Source organism: Mesorhizobium sp. C089B, from assembly GCF_030323125.1.
Classification (GTDB): Bacteria; Pseudomonadota; Alphaproteobacteria; order Rhizobiales; family Rhizobiaceae; genus Mesorhizobium.
Genome location: NZ_CP100469.1, coordinates 1,838,289 through 1,853,300, shown reverse-complemented (window position 1 = coordinate 1,853,300; position 15,012 = coordinate 1,838,289). Strand labels below are relative to the sequence as shown.

Below are 15,012 nucleotides of genomic sequence, written 5' to 3'. Positions count from 1 at the left end.
AGCCGGGAGAGAACTCATGAGCACCACCATAGCGCCGCTGGCGCCTGACCTATGGGCGGATTTCGAGGATCTTTTCGGCAAGCAGGGCGCCTGTTACGGCTGCTGGTGCACGCATTTCCGGATGGCGCCGGCGGTCCGACGGGCCAGCGACAAGCAGCGCAACAAGGATCATATCAAGGCGCGTATCGAGGCCGGGCCGCCGCCGGGGCTTTTGGCCTTCGAGGACGGCCAGGCGGTCGGCTGGATGCAGATCGGTCCACGCGCCGACGTGCCCGAATGGAACAATCGGGGCCGGGGCTCGGCGCCGGTCGATCCAACCGACGCCGTAGATCCCGGCGTCTGGGCCATCTCCTGCTTCTTCATCCGCGCCAGCGCGCGCGGCCGGGGCGTCAGCCACCGCCTGGTCGAGGGCGGCATCGCTTTTGCCCGCCAGAACAAGGCGCGGCTGGTCGAGGCGTGTCCGATCGACGTGTCGCGCGATTCGCGTTCGATCGGGCTGTTCGTCGGCTCGTCGCGTGTGTTTGAAAAGGCCGGCTTCGAGCGGCTTGTCGAACGCAAGGCCGGACGGCCGCTGATGCGGCTGGTGTTGTAGTCAATTACCCGTCGGCGTTTGTTGATGTCCTGTGGAAGCTGTAGGTTGGTTTCATAGCAGACGAACGAAGCGTTCCTTTTTGGTCAAATGGAGAATTTTGTGAACCGTGTCCTGCCGCTTGCTTTCCTTCTCGCCCTCAGCGCTCCTGCCTTTGGCCAGGCTGTCGATGCCCAAGGTGCCAAGCAACTTTCCGATGAGCTCTCTCGCTATGTCGGCAAACAGGCGCTCAATGAAGGCATTTTGAAGATCTCAGCCGAGGAGGGTGCCTACAAGATCACCTTCGATGTGAAGGCGCTTGTGGCGAAGATGCCGAAGCAGGATCTGAAGCGGTTCGATTTCCCGCCCGTCACGCTGCGGGTCAAACCGCGCAGCGACGGAGGCTGGGATGTCGCCTCGGATTTCTCTACGACTGGGTCCATCGAGGTAAATGGCCCAAATGGCCTGAACACCGGGCAAATCGTTGTCAAGGATGGCAAGTTCACGGGCGTCTATGACCCGGAACTGGCGGCATTTACCAGCGGCACCAGTTCGATTGCGGGCATGACGATGACGTCGCGCCAAGTCAGTCAATTGACCGATTTGAGCGTGGGGCTGGGCTCTTCCAAATTTGACGCCAGGAAGTCGGCCAACGGCGGCGTCGATCTTAATTTCACACAGGCGATGGCGGACTTCGTCGAAACGGTCAAAATCGATGACCGGTCAATCGCAGCGCTCCGGGCACCGGAGCTCGCTGTGAACGTGACCGCTAAGGCCATTCAGACCAAGCCGCTTCTGGATCTTTTGGCGTTCGCCGTCGCCCATGAGGACGAGGCCCGGCTGAAGGCCGATCAAGCAGAGTTCAAAACGCTTCTGCTCGGTGCGCTGCCGCTATGGGAACGGATCGATGGGACCTACGCATTCAAAAACCTTGCCATTGAAACATATGCCGGCAATTTCGGCGCGGCGCAGCTGAACACCGTTGTCGGCATGGACGGCATCAGCAAGGACGGCAAGATCAGCTACGCATTCAAGGTTTCCGGCCTGACAATACCGCAGCAGATGCTGCCCAGTTGGACCGTTGCGTTGCTGCCGACGGATCTCGACCTGAATTTCGGCGGCGCCAACATCGATCTCGACAGTATGGCCAGGAAAACCATCGACACCCTCGATTTCAGCAAGGATCCACCGCTGCCGCCAGATTTCGGCGACGAGATTTCCGCCAATTTCCTGGCCAAGATACCAAAATTCGTTCTCGGGCACAGCACGGTGAAGAACGGCGACATCGAGGTCGCCATGGAGGGCGAAATGACGTTCCCCGGCAAGAAGCCGGATGCGAGCGTGACCGTCAACGTAACCGGCTACGACAAGATCGTTGAAACCTTGCAGGCGGCGGCTAAATCTGACCCGGAGGCCTCGCAGGCTTTCACAGGGGCGCTTGCGATTAAGGGATTCGCCAAGACGCTGCCGGACGGCCGTATCGAATGGGTGATCAACGCCAGGCATGATGGGTCGGTGACGGTCAACGGCGCGATGCTGAAGGGGCCTGATCCGGTCGTGGAAGACAACGCCGATCCGGATGCGATCCCTGGGACAGCAACGAAGCCTTGAGCACTGACCTCGGGGGCGGCTAACTCAGAGTCCCAGCGCGCTAGCAATCTTTGGCGTGGCCTCGTGCCAGTCCTCGACGGAGATGATGTCGTCCGGCACCGGCGGCAGGAAGGCGCGCAGCGAATTGTCGGCCATCAGGTGGAAGAGATGGGCGTCGGCAACCGAGTTGCGTGCCGAGATGAGGTTGGCGGGCTGGTCGTCGACAAAGGCTACCGGCCGGCCTCTGCTACCACGCAATTTGGCCACCGCGGGTCCCTTAGCCATTTCGGTGGTCAATAGCGGATAGGGCAGACCGAGCGCATCGAGATGGGCGCGGCGGGCGGCGCGATGCCGGTGCGGCATGGCGGTCAAAAGGACGATCTCGACGCGGTCGCTGAGGCTGGCAAGCGCTTGTTCGGCACCGTCGGTAACGCTCTGCCAGTCGGCCTGCGTATCGAAGAAATCTCCGAGAAGTGCCGTCACCTCCGGCTGTTCGATCAGCCGGCCGCTCGCCGTTTCGGCAATGTTGCCGGTGAGACGGAAGGAGGCCAGGGTCAGGCCGAAGCCGCGCGATTTCAGGAAATGCGGAAACGGCCGGATGAATTCGAGCACGACATCGTCGACATCGAGGATCAGCAGAGGCCGGTCGTCGGCTGCAAGTTCGGCGATCTGGCGTGCCGTCTCGGGATCGTCGCTCATATCGAATGCTCATGGTCGTCGCCGCCAAGAGGCAGCGCCCGCAACGCCTTGCCGATGGCGGCCGGGGGCGTGTCGGTTTCCTCGGCAAAGCGCAGCAAGGTCGGCTCGTGGGCAAGCATGAACTGCAGCACGCCGGCAAGGAATCCCGGTTCGGCCGCGGCGCGGCGGATGGCGGACGCCTCGATGCCGGTGAGGGCCAGGAAGCGCGGCAGGAGTTCGGGGTCGGCGGCGACGAAGCCCAGTGCCTTCACGGCAATGGTTTCCGCTTCCTCGCGCATTGACGCTGCGTTTGCCATCACTACTTTCTCGTTGCGGAAATGAGTCTCTTTTCCGCAGTAATCGCAAGCGTCGCCTGCGGCAAGCCACAGCCCCGATCCAATGTGGTTTTCGAGGTGGAATCCGAATGGCTTTTGCCGCTTCGGGTTTCCATTTCGTCAATCATATTGCCTTAAGAGTGAGCGAGGGTTTGGTGTGCTTCGACAAGGGCGCATAGCGGCAGGGCTTCGGGCAGAAGCCTGGCCGGGACGGGAAATCGATGCCTAAGAAGGTCATGATCGTCGAGGACAACGAGCTCAATATGAAGCTCTTTCGCGACCTCATCGAAGCCAGCGGTTATGAAACGGTGCGCACGCGCAACGGGCTCGAGGCGCTCGATCTGGCGCGCCAGCACAGGCCCGACCTGATCCTGATGGACATCCAGCTGCCCGAAGTGTCGGGGCTGGAAGTGACGAAATGGCTGAAGGAGGACGACGACCTCCATTCCATTCCGGTCATCGCCGTCACCGCCTTCGCCATGAAGGGCGACGAGGAACGCATTCGCCAGGGCGGTTGCGAGGCCTACATCTCCAAGCCGATCTCGGTGCCGCGTTTCATCGAGACCATCAAATCCTATCTCGGTGATGCCTGATGCCTTCAGCCGGAGCCTTGTGACATGACCGCGCGGATCCTCGTCGTCGACGACATCCCTGCCAATGTCAAACTTCTCGAGGTTCGGCTGCTGGCCGAATATTTCGAGGTGTTGACGGCCTTCAACGGGCCGGACGCGATCGAGACCTGCGAAAACGGCAAGGTCGATGTCGTGCTGCTCGACGTGATGATGCCCGGCATGGACGGGTTCGAGGTCTGCAAGCGGCTGAAAAGCGATCCGGCGACCGCGCATATACCGGTGGTCATGGTGACCGCGCTGGGCCACGTTGCCGACCGGGTGCGCGGCCTCGAGGCAGGCGCCGACGACTTTCTCACCAAGCCGGTCAACGATCTGCAGCTGATGACGCGGGTGAAGAGCCTGGTCAGGCTGAAGTCGCTGACCGACGAGCTGCGGCTGCGCGCATCGACCACCCGCAACATCGGCATCGAGGCGCTGTTGAGCCGCAGCTTCGCGTCGGAGGACGCCACGCCGAAGGTGCTGTTGATCGACGAGCGCAAATCGTCGTTCGAGCGCATCCAGAAAATGCTGCGCGGCAGCGCCGAGCTCGACATTGCGACCGATCCGCATGCCGGCTTCTTCCAAGCCGCCGAGGCGCCCTATGAGTGCGTGCTGATCTCGACCGGTTTTGCCGATTTCGATCCGCTGCGGTTGTGTTCGCAATTTCGTTCGCTCGACCGCACCCGCTTCCTGCCGATCATCCTGATTGCCGATGGAGGCGAGGAGGGGCGCATCATTCGCGGGCTCGAGCTCGGCATCAACGACTATCTGATGCGGCCGATCGACCAGCAGGAGCTGACGGCGCGGCTGCGCACGCAGGTGCGCCGCAAGCGCTACAACGACCAGCTGCGCGCCAGCGTCACCCAGACCATCGAGATGGCGGTGACCGACGCATTGACCGGCCTGCACAACCGCCGCTACCTCGACAGCCATTTGCAGACGCTGTTCGACCGCGCCGTGGCGCGGCGGCGGCCTCTGTCGGTGATGATCACCGATCTGGACCGCTTCAAGACCGTCAATGACTCGCATGGCCATGATGGCGGCGACGATGTGCTGCGCGAGTTCGCAAGGCGGCTGCGCAAGAACGTCAGGGGTATCGACCTTGCCTGCCGCTTCGGCGGCGAGGAATTCGTCGTTGTGATGCCGGACACGGACGGCGCGGTGGCGGAGAAAGTTGCCGAGCGCATTCGCGCTGAAATCGCCCAGCTGCCGTTTGCCATCGGCCCTGAAGGCAAGGCGATCGAAGTCACGGTCAGCGTCGGCGTGTCATCGGTTCTGAAGGGCGCGGACACGGTCGCGGCGTTGATGAAACGTGCCGACGTGGCGCTCTACGAAGCCAAAAGTGGCGGCCGCAACCGGGTCGTCGCCAAGGCAGCGTAGGCTAGACCACCGATTATGCAGTCAATCGGACAGGGTTAGGAATTTACCTTAATCCAAGCGATTCGGCAGGCTTGGTTAAGAAACTATTGATTTTCAAACATTGTTGCGCAAATGTGCGGTGCAAGAACAAGGGCGATGCGGGCACGAGGGTAGACAGCCGCATCGCTTCGCCGAATACCCCATGATGCTCAGGTCCGCCGCATCTCCTGGGTCCGTGGGGTCGGCCGGCCGGCGCTGGCACATAGTGGCCTCCTCGTACCGCTGCCATACGCCGACCGGCCCCCTTTTTTGCCAAAAAATGAGATGAGCACTTCGCGCCAAACAGCGGAGGGTTCTGGCTTTTCGGGGCCTTGAATCAAAAACGCCGCCCGAAGGGGCGGCGCTTTTGACAGAGCGTATGAAAACCAGATTACTTGATCTTGGTTTCCTTGAACTCGACATGCTTCTTGGCGACCGGGTCGTATTTGCGGAACGACAGCTTGTCGGTCTTGGTACGGCTGTTCTTGCTGGTCACGTAGAAGAAACCGGTGTCGGCGGTCGACAGAAGCTTGATCTTGATGTTTGCGGCTTTGGCCATTGTATCAGTCCGTTATGTTCGTGGGGTTTTGGCCGCTGGAGCGGGGGAAAACACCCGGACGCGGGAAACTTGGCGCGACACATAAAGAACGTGCCCGGAAAGTCAAGCCCGGCGCGGCCGCCGTGTCGTAAGCACATGAGTTGTCCGGATTAGGTAGCACATGAGTTGTCCGGTTTTATCACCGGCTCGATGGAGGCTGAGGCTCAGGGCGTTCGAATCTCGAAAACCAAGCAATTGGCTTTTCGTCCGCTACGAGGCCGCTTCTCACCCCACAAGGAGAGAAGGTAAGGTCGCTGTTGCTCGCCCTCAGCGGGGCCGGATTTCTAGGCTTCTTCCTTAACTGGAAGCGCTTTTTTCCAGTCCCCGGTGGTGTTCCACCAGCGATTCGGATTGGCGCGGTCGTCCAGGCCCTTGGAGCGGCTGGCGAGGATCGGCTGGATGCGGATCACCGGCTCCTGGTAGGAATGCGCCTGGAAAATCGCCTCGACGACGCGGGCGGCGAGCACCTGGTCGTCGGGCAACTCGAACGAGACCTCGACGGTGCCGGGGCGGCGGCGCAGTTCGGTTTCGACGCCGGCGGCTGCACCTTCCAGCGGTCGGTAGCGTTCGATGCCGTGCGCCGTTTGATAGGCGTTGCGGTCGTATTTGCCCATTGCCAGCGGCGCGATCGCGACCACGGCGTCCATGATGCGGTCGACATCGGTTGCCGGGGCCTGGAAGCTGACAAGCAGCAGAAGCGTCATGCGCAGAGATGTGGTTTCAAAGCCGCTGTCGATCATCGCCGTATCCTCAAACTCGGGTTTTTTGGGACACCCTTTTAGCTGAGGTCTCCTGACACGGTTCTGTCAGCAGCGGCGACATCCCGTCAGGATTGCGCAGGCTGGCGACGGACAGGCTACCAGATCTTGCGGATCAGCCTGGCGCTGACCAAGGCGATATAGGCGGCAAAGAACAGGCCGAGCGACCAGCCGAAGCCGGAGGGCCCGAAGGCATCCATGCCGATGCCGATCGCCTGCGGGCCAAGCACCATGCCGACGCCGTAGCAGAGCACGAAGGCGGCGTTGGCCGAGGCCAGTTCATGGCCGGAGAGCTGCGAGCCCAGATGGGCAAGGCCGATCGTGTACATGGCGGCCACCACGCCGCCCCAGACGAACAGAAGCGTCGCCATCAGATGCCAATTGCCGGCGAAGAACGGCATGAAGATGGTGCCGGCAAGTCCGACCGTGGCGCAGGCCAAAAGCAGATAGCGGCGGTCTGAGACGCGGTCGCTGATCATGCCGATAGGGATCTGCAACAGCACGTTGCCGAGGCCGATCATGGTGAGCAGGAGGGCTGCATCCGCCTCGGAATAGCCGATGCGGTTGCCATAGACGGGGAACAGCGCAAAGCCGCCGGTCTCGACAGCGCCGAACACCAGCACGGCGGCGGTCGCTGTCGGCACCAGCCAGATGTAGCGCAGGAAGTTGCTGGTTTCGCCGTCAACCACGATTGTGGGACTTTCATTCCGTGCGGCCAGCACCGGGATTGCGGCCAGCGCGACCAGGACGATGATGACGCCGAACGGCAAGAAGCCGGTGCTGCCGATATGGGCGAAGATCCATGGCCCGGCGGCGAAGCCGAGCGACAGCACGGTGGCGTAGATGCCGAGCACCAGGCCGCGCCGACGCGGCGGCGCCGAGGTGCTGATCCAGAATTCCGACAGGATGAACAGCACCGTCAGCGCGATGTGCAGCACGATGCGTAGTGGGAACCACATCCAGAAGTCCGGCGCGAAGTGGAAGCCGACAAAGGCGAGCGCGCCGGCGGCGATCATGGCGATCATCGTCCAGGCGACGCCGAAGCGCATCGCCAGCGGCGTGGCCAGCGGGGCGCCGGCGATCGAGGCGAGGCCGGCGACCGCGGTGTTGAGGCCGATCATCGATGCCGAGTGGCCGCGGCTCTCGAGAATAACGCTGAGCAGCGGCATGCCGAGGCCTATGGCGATGCCGACGACGCTGATCGACGAGATCGCGGCGATCATCGGTAGCCAATGTACGCGCTCGTCGCCCTCTTGCTGGGTATCGACCGTCATGTGATGCCTGAATACTCTGTCTGTTTGATATTGCGTAATTCCGGACGGAAAACCGCGTCACACTTTTCCTAGAATTGCTCTAAAGAATTTCGCGAACGAAGCGGTTGCGGACAAGCCGGTAGAACGGCACGGACCCACCGGGTCGCAGGCGCGGATCGCCGGCAAGCCGCGTCTCCAGCTCCAGCAAGATCGTTCGGGTGATGTCGGGGATATTGGCCTCTCTGGCCTTGGCAAGCGGCAGCCAGATCAGTTCTTCCAGCTCATTGGTCGGGCCGCCACCCGGCAGTTCCACGGCGACATCGCTGCGCCAGGCGCTGAAGAAGCGGGTGTCGAAACGACGCACGCGATTGGGCGGGGTGATGGCGCGGGCGAGGAAGCGCAGCGGCGCCAGCGAAGGCTGGACGCCGTGCTCGACAAAGCCCTGCCAGTCGCGTTTGTCGGTTGCGAAAGAGCCTTTGCTGCCGATGAGCAGGCCGGCTTCCTCATAAGTCTCGCGGATGGCCGAGAGCGCGATGGCACGGGCCCGCGACGGGCTGATGCGGCCGACGCCGGCGGTCAGCCTGGCTTCTTCCTCCGGGAGCAATGGGGTGGCAACGGCAATGCGGCTGTCGGCCGAATCGGTGCGGCCGCCGGGAAAGACGAACTTGCCGGGCATGAAGGCGTGGCCTGCGTGGCGCCGGCCCATCAGCACCAGAATCTCGTCGCCCTCGCGGTCGAGCAGGATCAGGGTGGCGGCATCGCGCGGGCGTATGGGCAGGCCGCTGTGGGCGGCTGCGCCACGGTCCATCCTGCTGACTTCCGCCTTGGTCATACCTTCCATGCGCAGGACCTAGCGGAAACTTCTGGCAAACGAAAGTGGCCTTTCACGGTCGGCATGTTGCGCCAGGCGACATTGCCCTGACGCAAACTAGGTTCCGGGATGCGGCTCGGTGCCGTCTTTTTCGCCGCCGAAGCCGTGCATATAGAGCGCCCATTGCAGTCCGATGACGGCGCCCTTGACCGGTTGCAGCAGAGCGACCGACAACACGATGGTCAGCGGCACCCAAATGGCGATGTGCTGCCACATGGAGAGCGTCGAGGTCGCCTCGACGCCCATGAAGGCGCCGAGAACGATGTGGCCGACAATGACGATGACGAGATAAGCGGGCAGGTCGTCGGCGCGGTGGTGGTGGAACTCCTCACCGCACACGGCGCATTTGTCGACGCTTTTGGTGAAGCCGGCGAACAACCTGCCTTCGCCGCAATGCGGGCAGCGGCCAAGGGCGCCGCGCTTCATCGCCGTCCACAGCGGGCGGGCGACTCGGCCCGAATGATGTTCGCCGCCGAAAACCTGCTTCTGGATTCCCATTTCGCTTGCCATTATCGTCTCCTGCCGCGCGACCCCGGGCGCGATTGCGACGCGCGGGCGCGGCCTTTTGCCTTGTGAAACGACCGTTTGGAGCCGGGCAGGGGCTTCGGGTCGGTCAGCATCTCGAAACGCATCGCGCCGGCCATAGGCGCCACCTCGATCAGGCGAACCTCGACGCGGTCGGCAAGCTGATAGCCCTTGCCGGTGCGTTCTCCGAACAGCGATCGCGCGGTTTCGTCATATATATAGTAATCGCCATCCAGACTTGACACCGGGATGAAGCCATCTGCGCCAAACTGCGCCAATTGGACAAATAGTCCCGATTTGGTGACGCCCGAAATGCGGGCGTCGAAGCGGTCGTCGATGCGCTCGGCGAGGTAGGCGGCGATCAGCCGGTCGACGGTGTCGCGCTCGGCCGCCATGGCGCGGCGCTCGGTGCCGGAGATCAGCACCGCGACGTCTTCCAGCCGCGTCTCTTCGTCCTGCGTCAGCCCGCCGGGCCGAGCCCAAGTGCGGCAATCAGCCCGCGATGCACGATCAGATCGGCATAGCGGCGGATCGGCGAGGTGAAATGCGCGTAGCGCTTCAGGTTGAGGCCGAAATGGCCGATGTTCTTGGGCGAATATTCGGCCTGACTCTGCGAGCGCAGCACCACTTCGTTGACCAGCCCCTCATTGTCGGCGCCACGCACGCGCTCGAGAATGCCGTTGAACTGGGCGGGCCGCATCTGCGCGCCACGCGCCAGCGACAGGCCGAGCGTCTGCAGGAACTCGCGCAGCGATTCCTGCTTGGCCAGCGACGGCGCATCGTGGACGCGGTAGACCAGCGCCTGCTTCTTCGCTTCCAGCGTTTCGGCGGCGGCGACATTGGCCTGGATCATGAATTCTTCGATCAGCTTGTGGGCGTCGAGCCGCTCCGGGACGATGACGCGGTCGACGGTGCCGTCCGGCTTGAGCAGGATCTTGCGCTCCGGCAGATCAAGCTCGAGCGGCTGGCGGCCATCGCGGCCACGCTTGAGGATGGCGTAGGCGTCCCATAGCGGCTTCAGCACCGTATCGAGGATCGGGCCGGTCTTGTCGTCAGGAAGGCCGTCTATCGCGGCCTGGGCCTGCGGATAGGCGAGCTTTGCCGCCGATTTCATCATGACGCGGTGAAAGGTGTGACGCAGCTTGCGGCCATCGGCGGCAAAAATCATGCGCACGGCAAGCGCGGGACGGTCCTGGCCTTCGCGCAGCGAGCACAAGTCGTTGGAGATGCGCTCTGGCAGCATCGGCACGACGCGGTCGGGGAAATAGACAGAATTGCCGCGTTTCAGCGCCTCGCGATCGAGTGCGGTGCCATAGCGGACATAGGCCCCGACATCGGCGATCGCCACTGTGGCGATCACGCCGCCGGGGTTCTTCTCGTCGAGGTCGGGCGTGGCGAAGACGGCGTCGTCATGGTCCTTGGCGTCGGCCGGGTCGATGGTCACCAGCGGCAGGTCGCGCCAGTCCTCGCGGTGAGCAAGCGTCGCCGGTTTTACCGCCTCGGATTCGGCGATGACGTCGGCCGGGAAGATATGCGGAATGTCGTGCGCGTGGATGGCGATCATCGAGACCGCCTTTTCGCTGGTCAGCGAGCCCAGCACCGCCACCACTTTTGCGCGCGGCAAACCATACCGGGAGGCCCGCGCCGGCTCGACCTCGACAAGGTCGCCGTTCCTGGCGCCGTTCTGGAATTCCTTGTCGACGATCAGTTCGGGCTGGCGACGTTCGACCGGCTCGATTCGGAAGGTGCCGTCCCTCAGGATACGGAAGACGCCCAGCACGGCATCGGTGCGCTTCTCGAAAATCTTCATCACGCGGCCGGTGTAGGCAGGCCCGGTCGCATCGTCGGTCGGGAAGGTCTTGGCCAGCACACGGTCGCCGATGCCCGGCTGCGGGCCATTGCCGCCGCGGGAGACGCGGATCGAGATGACCGGCGGTTCGCCGGTGCCGACGGCCTCCGCCGGATGCGCCAGCAGGATGCCGTCGCCATCGCGGCCAAAAATGTCGAGTACGGCGACATGCGACAAGGCGCCGACACGGGCCAGCCGTTTGCGCTCCTTGGTCAGGATGCCTTCGTCCTGCAGGTCGCGCAGGATGTCCTTCAGCCAAATGCGGTCGTCGCCGCGCAAGGCAAACGCCTTTGCGATGTCGCGTTTTCCCGCGCGGTCGGGGTTCTCGGCGATGTAGCGCAGGATTTCGTCACGCGACGGCCTGTAGTCGTCCTTGACCTTGGCCCTCGTGTCGGCGGTGCGCGGATCGCCGTGGCTTCTACCGGTGATCCTGCGCGCCACTCTGCTATCCCTTTTTCTTCGCCGCCGGCTTCTTGGTCGCCGACTTCTTGGCTGTGGTTTTCTTGCCAGTGGTTGTTTTGGCAGTGGTTTTCTTGGCTGTGGGGGCCTTGGCGGCTGCCGCCTTGCGGAACGGCTTCTTGCCGCCGCCCTTGGCTTCCTTCTCGGCAATCAGCGCCACCGCATCCTCGACGGTCACCGACTGCGGATCCTTGCCCTTGGGCAGTGTCGCGTTGACCTTGCCGTAGTTGACATAGGGCCCGTATTTGCCATCGCGCACGACGATCTTGCCGCCGCCATCGGGATGGTCGCCGAGTTCCTTCAGCGCCGCCGCGGTGCCGCCATTGCGGCCGCCCTTGCCCTTCAGCTGCTTCTCGGCGATCACGGTGACAGCGCGGTTGAGGCCGATCGAGAACACATCCTCTATGCTGTCGACATTGGCATAGGTGCCATCATGCAAAACGAATGGACCATAGCGGCCAAGCCCGGCGGAGATCATCTTGCCGGATTCAGGATGCTTGCCGATATCGCGCGGCAGCGACAGCAGCGCCAAGGCCTTTTCATGGTCGATCGAGTCGGGCGTCCAGCCCTTGGGCAGGCTGGAGCGCTTGGCTTCCTTGCCGTCGCCGCGCTGGATATAAGGACCGAAGCGGCCTGAGCGCAGCGTGATTTCCTCTGCCGTGTAGGGATCGTTGCCGAGGACCTTGGTGCCGTCCTCGCCGCCGCCATTCTCGCCATTCGGGTTGGCGGCGTCGCCGAGCTGGCGGGTAAAGGAACATTCCGGATAGTTGGAGCAGCCGACGAAGGCGCCGAACTTGCCGAGTTTCAGCGACAGATTGCCGGAGCCGCATTTCGGGCAGATGCGGGGATTCGAGCCATCCTCCCGCGCGGGGAACACCAGCGGCGCCAGTTCCTCGTTCAGCGCATCGAGCACGTCGGTGACGCGCAGTTCCTTGATGTCGGCGACCGCGCCGGAAAAGTCTTTCCAGAAGTCGCGCAGCACGTCCTTCCAGGCGAGCTTGCCGTCGGAAATCTCGTCAAGCTTTTCCTCGAGTGAGGCCGTGAAGTCATATTCGACATAACGCTCGAAGAAGCTTTCGAGGAAAGCCGACAGCAGCCGGCCCTTGGCCTGCGGCACCAGCCGGCGCTTGTCGATGCTGACGTAGTCACGGTCTTCCAACGTCTTCAGGATCGCGGTGTAGGTCGACGGACGGCCGATGCCGAGCTCTTCCAGCTTCTTGATCAGCGACGCCTCGGAATAGCGCGGCGGCGGCTCGGTGGTGTGCTGGGTGGCATTGATCGCCTGACGGGCCAGCTGCTCGCCGGCACGGATCTCGGGCAGGCGACGGTTTTCCTCGTCTTCGGCGTCCTCGTCCTTCTGGTCGGTGTAGGCGGCGATGAAGCCGTCGAAGCGAACGACCGAACCGACGGCGCGAAGCTCCGCCGTGCGGGCGCCATTGACCGCCTCGATTTCGACCGTGGTGCGCTCGATCTCGGCCGACTGCATCTGGCTGGCGATGGCGCGCTTCCAGATCAATTCGTAAAGCCGCAGCTGGTCGGAATCGAGATACTGCCTGACCGAAGCCGGCGTGCGCATGAAATCGGTCGGGCGGACCGCCTCGTGCGCTTCCTGGGCATTCTTAGCCTTGGCTGTGTACTGGCGCGGCTTTTCCGGGAGGTATTTTGGGCCGAATTCCTTGGCGATGGTGTCGCGGGCGGCGTCGATCGCCTCCGGCGCCATCTGCACGCCGTCGGTTCGCATATAGGTGATCAGGCCGGTGGTCTCGCCGCCGATCTCCATGCCTTCATAGAGGCGCTGCGCCACTTGCATGGTGCGCGTCGCCGAAAAGCCGAGGCCCGACGATGCCGCCTGCTGCAGCGTCGAAGTGGTGAAGGGCGGGCCAGGATTGCGCCGCGTCGGCTTGGCTTCCACCGACAGAGCCTTGAAGGTCGCGCCTTCGAGCATGCCCTTGATATCGTCGGCCTGCGCCTTGCTGGCGATGTCGAGCTTCTGCAGCTTCTTGCGCTCGAAGGCGGTCAGCCGCGCCTCGAAGCTGTCGTTACGTGGCGTGCCGAGGAGGGCAGCGATCTGCCAGTATTCCTCGCGGATGAAGCGCTCGATCTCAGATTCGCGGTCGCAGACCAGGCGCAGCGCCACCGACTGGACGCGGCCGGCCGAACGGGCGCCCGGCAATTTGCGCCACAGCACCGGCGACAGCGTGAAGCCGACGAGATAATCGAGTGCGCGGCGAGCCAGATAGGCATCGACCAATGGTGCATCGATCTGGCGCGGATTGGCCATCGCTTCCAGCACCGACGACTTGGTTATGGCATTGAAGACGACGCGGCTGACCGGCTTGTCCTTCAACACGCGCTTCTGCTTGAGCACCTCCAGCACGTGCCAGGAAATGGCTTCGCCCTCGCGATCCGGATCGGTGGCGAGGATCAGGCCATCGGCATCCTTGACCGCGTTGGCGATGTCGGTGAGACGCTTTCCGGAAGCGGTGTCGACCGCCCAGGACATGGCGAAATCCTCGTCGGGACGCACCGAACCATCCTTGGCCGGCAGATCGCGGACATGGCCGAACGAGGCCAGAACCTTGAAGTTCTTGCCGAGATACTTGTTGATTGTCTTTGCCTTGGCCGGCGATTCGACGACGACGACGTCCATGAGGTCTCATATCAGCTGTGGGGCGGCAGAAGAATTCCGCTGCGTGACGCATTCAATTGGTCGCTCACATGGCCGCGCTTTTGCGATCGGTCAAGGGCAAGCGGCCAAAATGCGGAGGCGTGTGCCGCAATACACTCTTAGAGTGTATGGAGAAGATCACAAAATTTTTGTCTGGGACGGTTCGTGTGCCGAGCCCCCGGGAAAGGCGCCGCGACCGCGTCGCGCTGCCCGTAAATGCCGAACTGGCCGCCGGGTCGCTTGGAGCCGGCGGCCAGCCGAGTCCCGCCGACGGCGCGCGGGATAGAGGTTCGGACGATCAGTCGGCCTTGACGATGTGCCAGACCTCGCCGACGCCGTCGCCGGTGACGTCACCGGCCTTCTTGTCCTTGATGAAGGTGTAGACCGGCTTGCCGTCATAGGCCCACATCTTGGTGCCGTCGGTGCGTTCGACGATGGTCCATTCGTCGTCCGCCTTGGCGCCATCCTCGGCCTTCAGCGGCGGCCAGTTGGTGGCGCATTTGTCATAGCAGTTGGTCTTGCCCTTCTCGTCCTTGTCATAGGTATAGAGCGTCATGCCGTTGGCATCGGTGTAGATCTTGGTGCCAGCGACTTCCGCTTCCTTCCACGCTTCGGCGGCGAAGGATGCGGCGGTGCTGAGCAGAAGGGCGGCCAGGCCGACGGTGATCGTTTTCATGGAAATCTCCCTGGTGATCCGACGAAGCGCGCAGAAATCGCGGCTTCGCTCTGTGAACGTTCGGCGAGGGACATTTCTTCCCCGGCTTGGTCAACTTGGGATTGGCCGACAACAATTCGTCCGGCCGGATCGTATCTGTAGCCAAATTCCACACGATGGTGATTGGCGAACACGA

At 63.0% G+C, this 15,012-nt stretch carries 13 protein-coding genes and 1 pseudogene; 4 read left to right on the top strand and 10 right to left on the bottom strand.

Features of this window, described 5'->3' with window-relative positions; translation table 11 throughout:
• Positions 1–16 precede the first annotated feature (16 nt).
• Together NLY44_RS09415 and NLY44_RS09410 are read left to right on the top strand one after the other, a co-directional pair.
• Positions 17–592, top strand: a complete 576-nt coding sequence (locus tag NLY44_RS09415) for a GNAT family N-acetyltransferase (protein ID WP_023681576.1) — start codon at positions 17–19, stop codon at positions 590–592.
• Positions 593–691: 99 nt separating this feature from the next.
• Entirely contained in the window at positions 692–2,179 is a 1,488-nt protein-coding gene (locus NLY44_RS09410) for a hypothetical protein (RefSeq protein WP_023805307.1), read from the top strand.
• Positions 2,180–2,203: 24 nt separating this feature from the next.
• On the opposite strand, the gene NLY44_RS09405 is transcribed toward NLY44_RS09410, so the two are convergent.
• Both NLY44_RS09405 and NLY44_RS09400 read right to left on the bottom strand, forming a co-directional pair.
• The gene (locus NLY44_RS09405; protein WP_023805306.1) at positions 2,204–2,857 is read right to left on the bottom strand and encodes a hypothetical protein; all 654 of its coding nucleotides are present in this window, start codon (positions 2,855–2,857) and stop codon (positions 2,204–2,206) included.
• Positions 2,854–3,153, bottom strand: coding sequence for a DUF3572 domain-containing protein (locus tag NLY44_RS09400; RefSeq protein WP_023681573.1), 300 nt, complete (start codon positions 3,151–3,153; stop codon positions 2,854–2,856). Before NLY44_RS09400 ends, NLY44_RS09405 begins: the two co-directional genes overlap by 4 nt.
• Positions 3,154–3,392: 239 nt before the next feature.
• On the opposite strand from NLY44_RS09400, the gene NLY44_RS09395 reads away from it, so the two are divergent.
• A complete protein-coding gene (locus tag NLY44_RS09395) occupies positions 3,393–3,764 on the top strand; it encodes a response regulator (RefSeq protein ID WP_023667574.1) in 372 nt (123 codons plus the stop codon).
• Between the two features lie 24 nt (positions 3,765–3,788).
• Positions 3,789–5,162 (top strand): PleD family two-component system response regulator, encoded by a 1,374-nt coding sequence (locus NLY44_RS09390; protein WP_023710626.1) that lies wholly within the window; start codon positions 3,789–3,791, stop codon positions 5,160–5,162.
• 409 nt (positions 5,163–5,571) lie between these two features.
• Here the strand turns inward: NLY44_RS09390 and rpmG are convergent, their stop codons facing one another.
• The 8 genes and pseudogenes from rpmG to NLY44_RS09350 all read right to left on the bottom strand — a co-directional run bounded on the left by rpmG (position 5,572) and on the right by NLY44_RS09350 (position 14,837).
• Positions 5,572–5,739, bottom strand: a complete 168-nt coding sequence (rpmG, locus tag NLY44_RS09385) for a 50S ribosomal protein L33 (protein ID WP_006201775.1) — start codon at positions 5,737–5,739, stop codon at positions 5,572–5,574.
• A gap of 323 nt (positions 5,740–6,062) precedes the next feature.
• Complete coding sequence (locus NLY44_RS09380) at positions 6,063–6,518, bottom strand: YqfO family protein (RefSeq protein WP_023710625.1); 456 nt, start codon at positions 6,516–6,518, stop codon at positions 6,063–6,065.
• A gap of 116 nt (positions 6,519–6,634) precedes the next feature.
• The gene (locus tag NLY44_RS09375; RefSeq protein WP_023805305.1) at positions 6,635–7,810 is read right to left on the bottom strand and encodes an MFS transporter; all 1,176 of its coding nucleotides are present in this window, start codon (positions 7,808–7,810) and stop codon (positions 6,635–6,637) included.
• Between the two features lie 79 nt (positions 7,811–7,889).
• The gene (locus NLY44_RS09370; protein ID WP_023805304.1) at positions 7,890–8,630 is read right to left on the bottom strand and encodes an NUDIX hydrolase; all 741 of its coding nucleotides are present in this window, start codon (positions 8,628–8,630) and stop codon (positions 7,890–7,892) included.
• 87 nt (positions 8,631–8,717) lie between these two features.
• Complete coding sequence (locus NLY44_RS09365; RefSeq protein ID WP_031194788.1) at positions 8,718–9,170, bottom strand: DUF983 domain-containing protein; 453 nt, start codon at positions 9,168–9,170, stop codon at positions 8,718–8,720.
• A pseudogene (gene rnr, locus NLY44_RS09360) lies at positions 9,170–11,475 on the bottom strand (ribonuclease R). Before rnr ends, NLY44_RS09365 begins: the two are co-directional and overlap by 1 nt.
• A 4-nt stretch (positions 11,476–11,479) precedes the next feature.
• The gene (gene topA / locus NLY44_RS09355; RefSeq protein ID WP_023805302.1) at positions 11,480–14,143 is read right to left on the bottom strand and encodes a type I DNA topoisomerase; all 2,664 of its coding nucleotides are present in this window, start codon (positions 14,141–14,143) and stop codon (positions 11,480–11,482) included.
• 316 nt (positions 14,144–14,459) lie between these two features.
• Positions 14,460–14,837, bottom strand: a complete 378-nt coding sequence (locus NLY44_RS09350) for a COG4315 family predicted lipoprotein (RefSeq protein WP_023688318.1) — start codon at positions 14,835–14,837, stop codon at positions 14,460–14,462.
• Positions 14,838–15,012: the final 175 nt, after the last annotated feature.

Coding starts and splice junctions, on each gene's coding strand:
- NLY44_RS09415 (WP_023681576.1), top strand. CDS start 17: ATGAGCACCACCATAGCGCCGCTGGCGCCTGACCTATGGGCGGATTTC.
- NLY44_RS09405 (WP_023805306.1), bottom strand. CDS start 2,857: ATGAGCGACGATCCCGAGACGGCACGCCAGATCGCCGAACTTGCAGCC.
- NLY44_RS09400 (WP_023681573.1), bottom strand. CDS start 3,153: ATGGCAAACGCAGCGTCAATGCGCGAGGAAGCGGAAACCATTGCCGTG.
- NLY44_RS09395 (WP_023667574.1), top strand. CDS start 3,393: ATGCCTAAGAAGGTCATGATCGTCGAGGACAACGAGCTCAATATGAAG.
- NLY44_RS09390 (WP_023710626.1), top strand. CDS start 3,789: ATGACCGCGCGGATCCTCGTCGTCGACGACATCCCTGCCAATGTCAAA.
- rpmG (WP_006201775.1), bottom strand. CDS start 5,739: ATGGCCAAAGCCGCAAACATCAAGATCAAGCTTCTGTCGACCGCCGAC.
- NLY44_RS09380 (WP_023710625.1), bottom strand. CDS start 6,518: ATGATCGACAGCGGCTTTGAAACCACATCTCTGCGCATGACGCTTCTG.
- NLY44_RS09375 (WP_023805305.1), bottom strand. CDS start 7,810: ATGACGGTCGATACCCAGCAAGAGGGCGACGAGCGCGTACATTGGCTA.
- NLY44_RS09370 (WP_023805304.1), bottom strand. CDS start 8,630: ATGGAAGGTATGACCAAGGCGGAAGTCAGCAGGATGGACCGTGGCGCA.
- NLY44_RS09365 (WP_031194788.1), bottom strand. CDS start 9,170: ATGGCAAGCGAAATGGGAATCCAGAAGCAGGTTTTCGGCGGCGAACAT.
- topA (WP_023805302.1), bottom strand. CDS start 14,143: ATGGACGTCGTCGTCGTCGAATCGCCGGCCAAGGCAAAGACAATCAAC.
- NLY44_RS09350 (WP_023688318.1), bottom strand. CDS start 14,837: ATGAAAACGATCACCGTCGGCCTGGCCGCCCTTCTGCTCAGCACCGCC.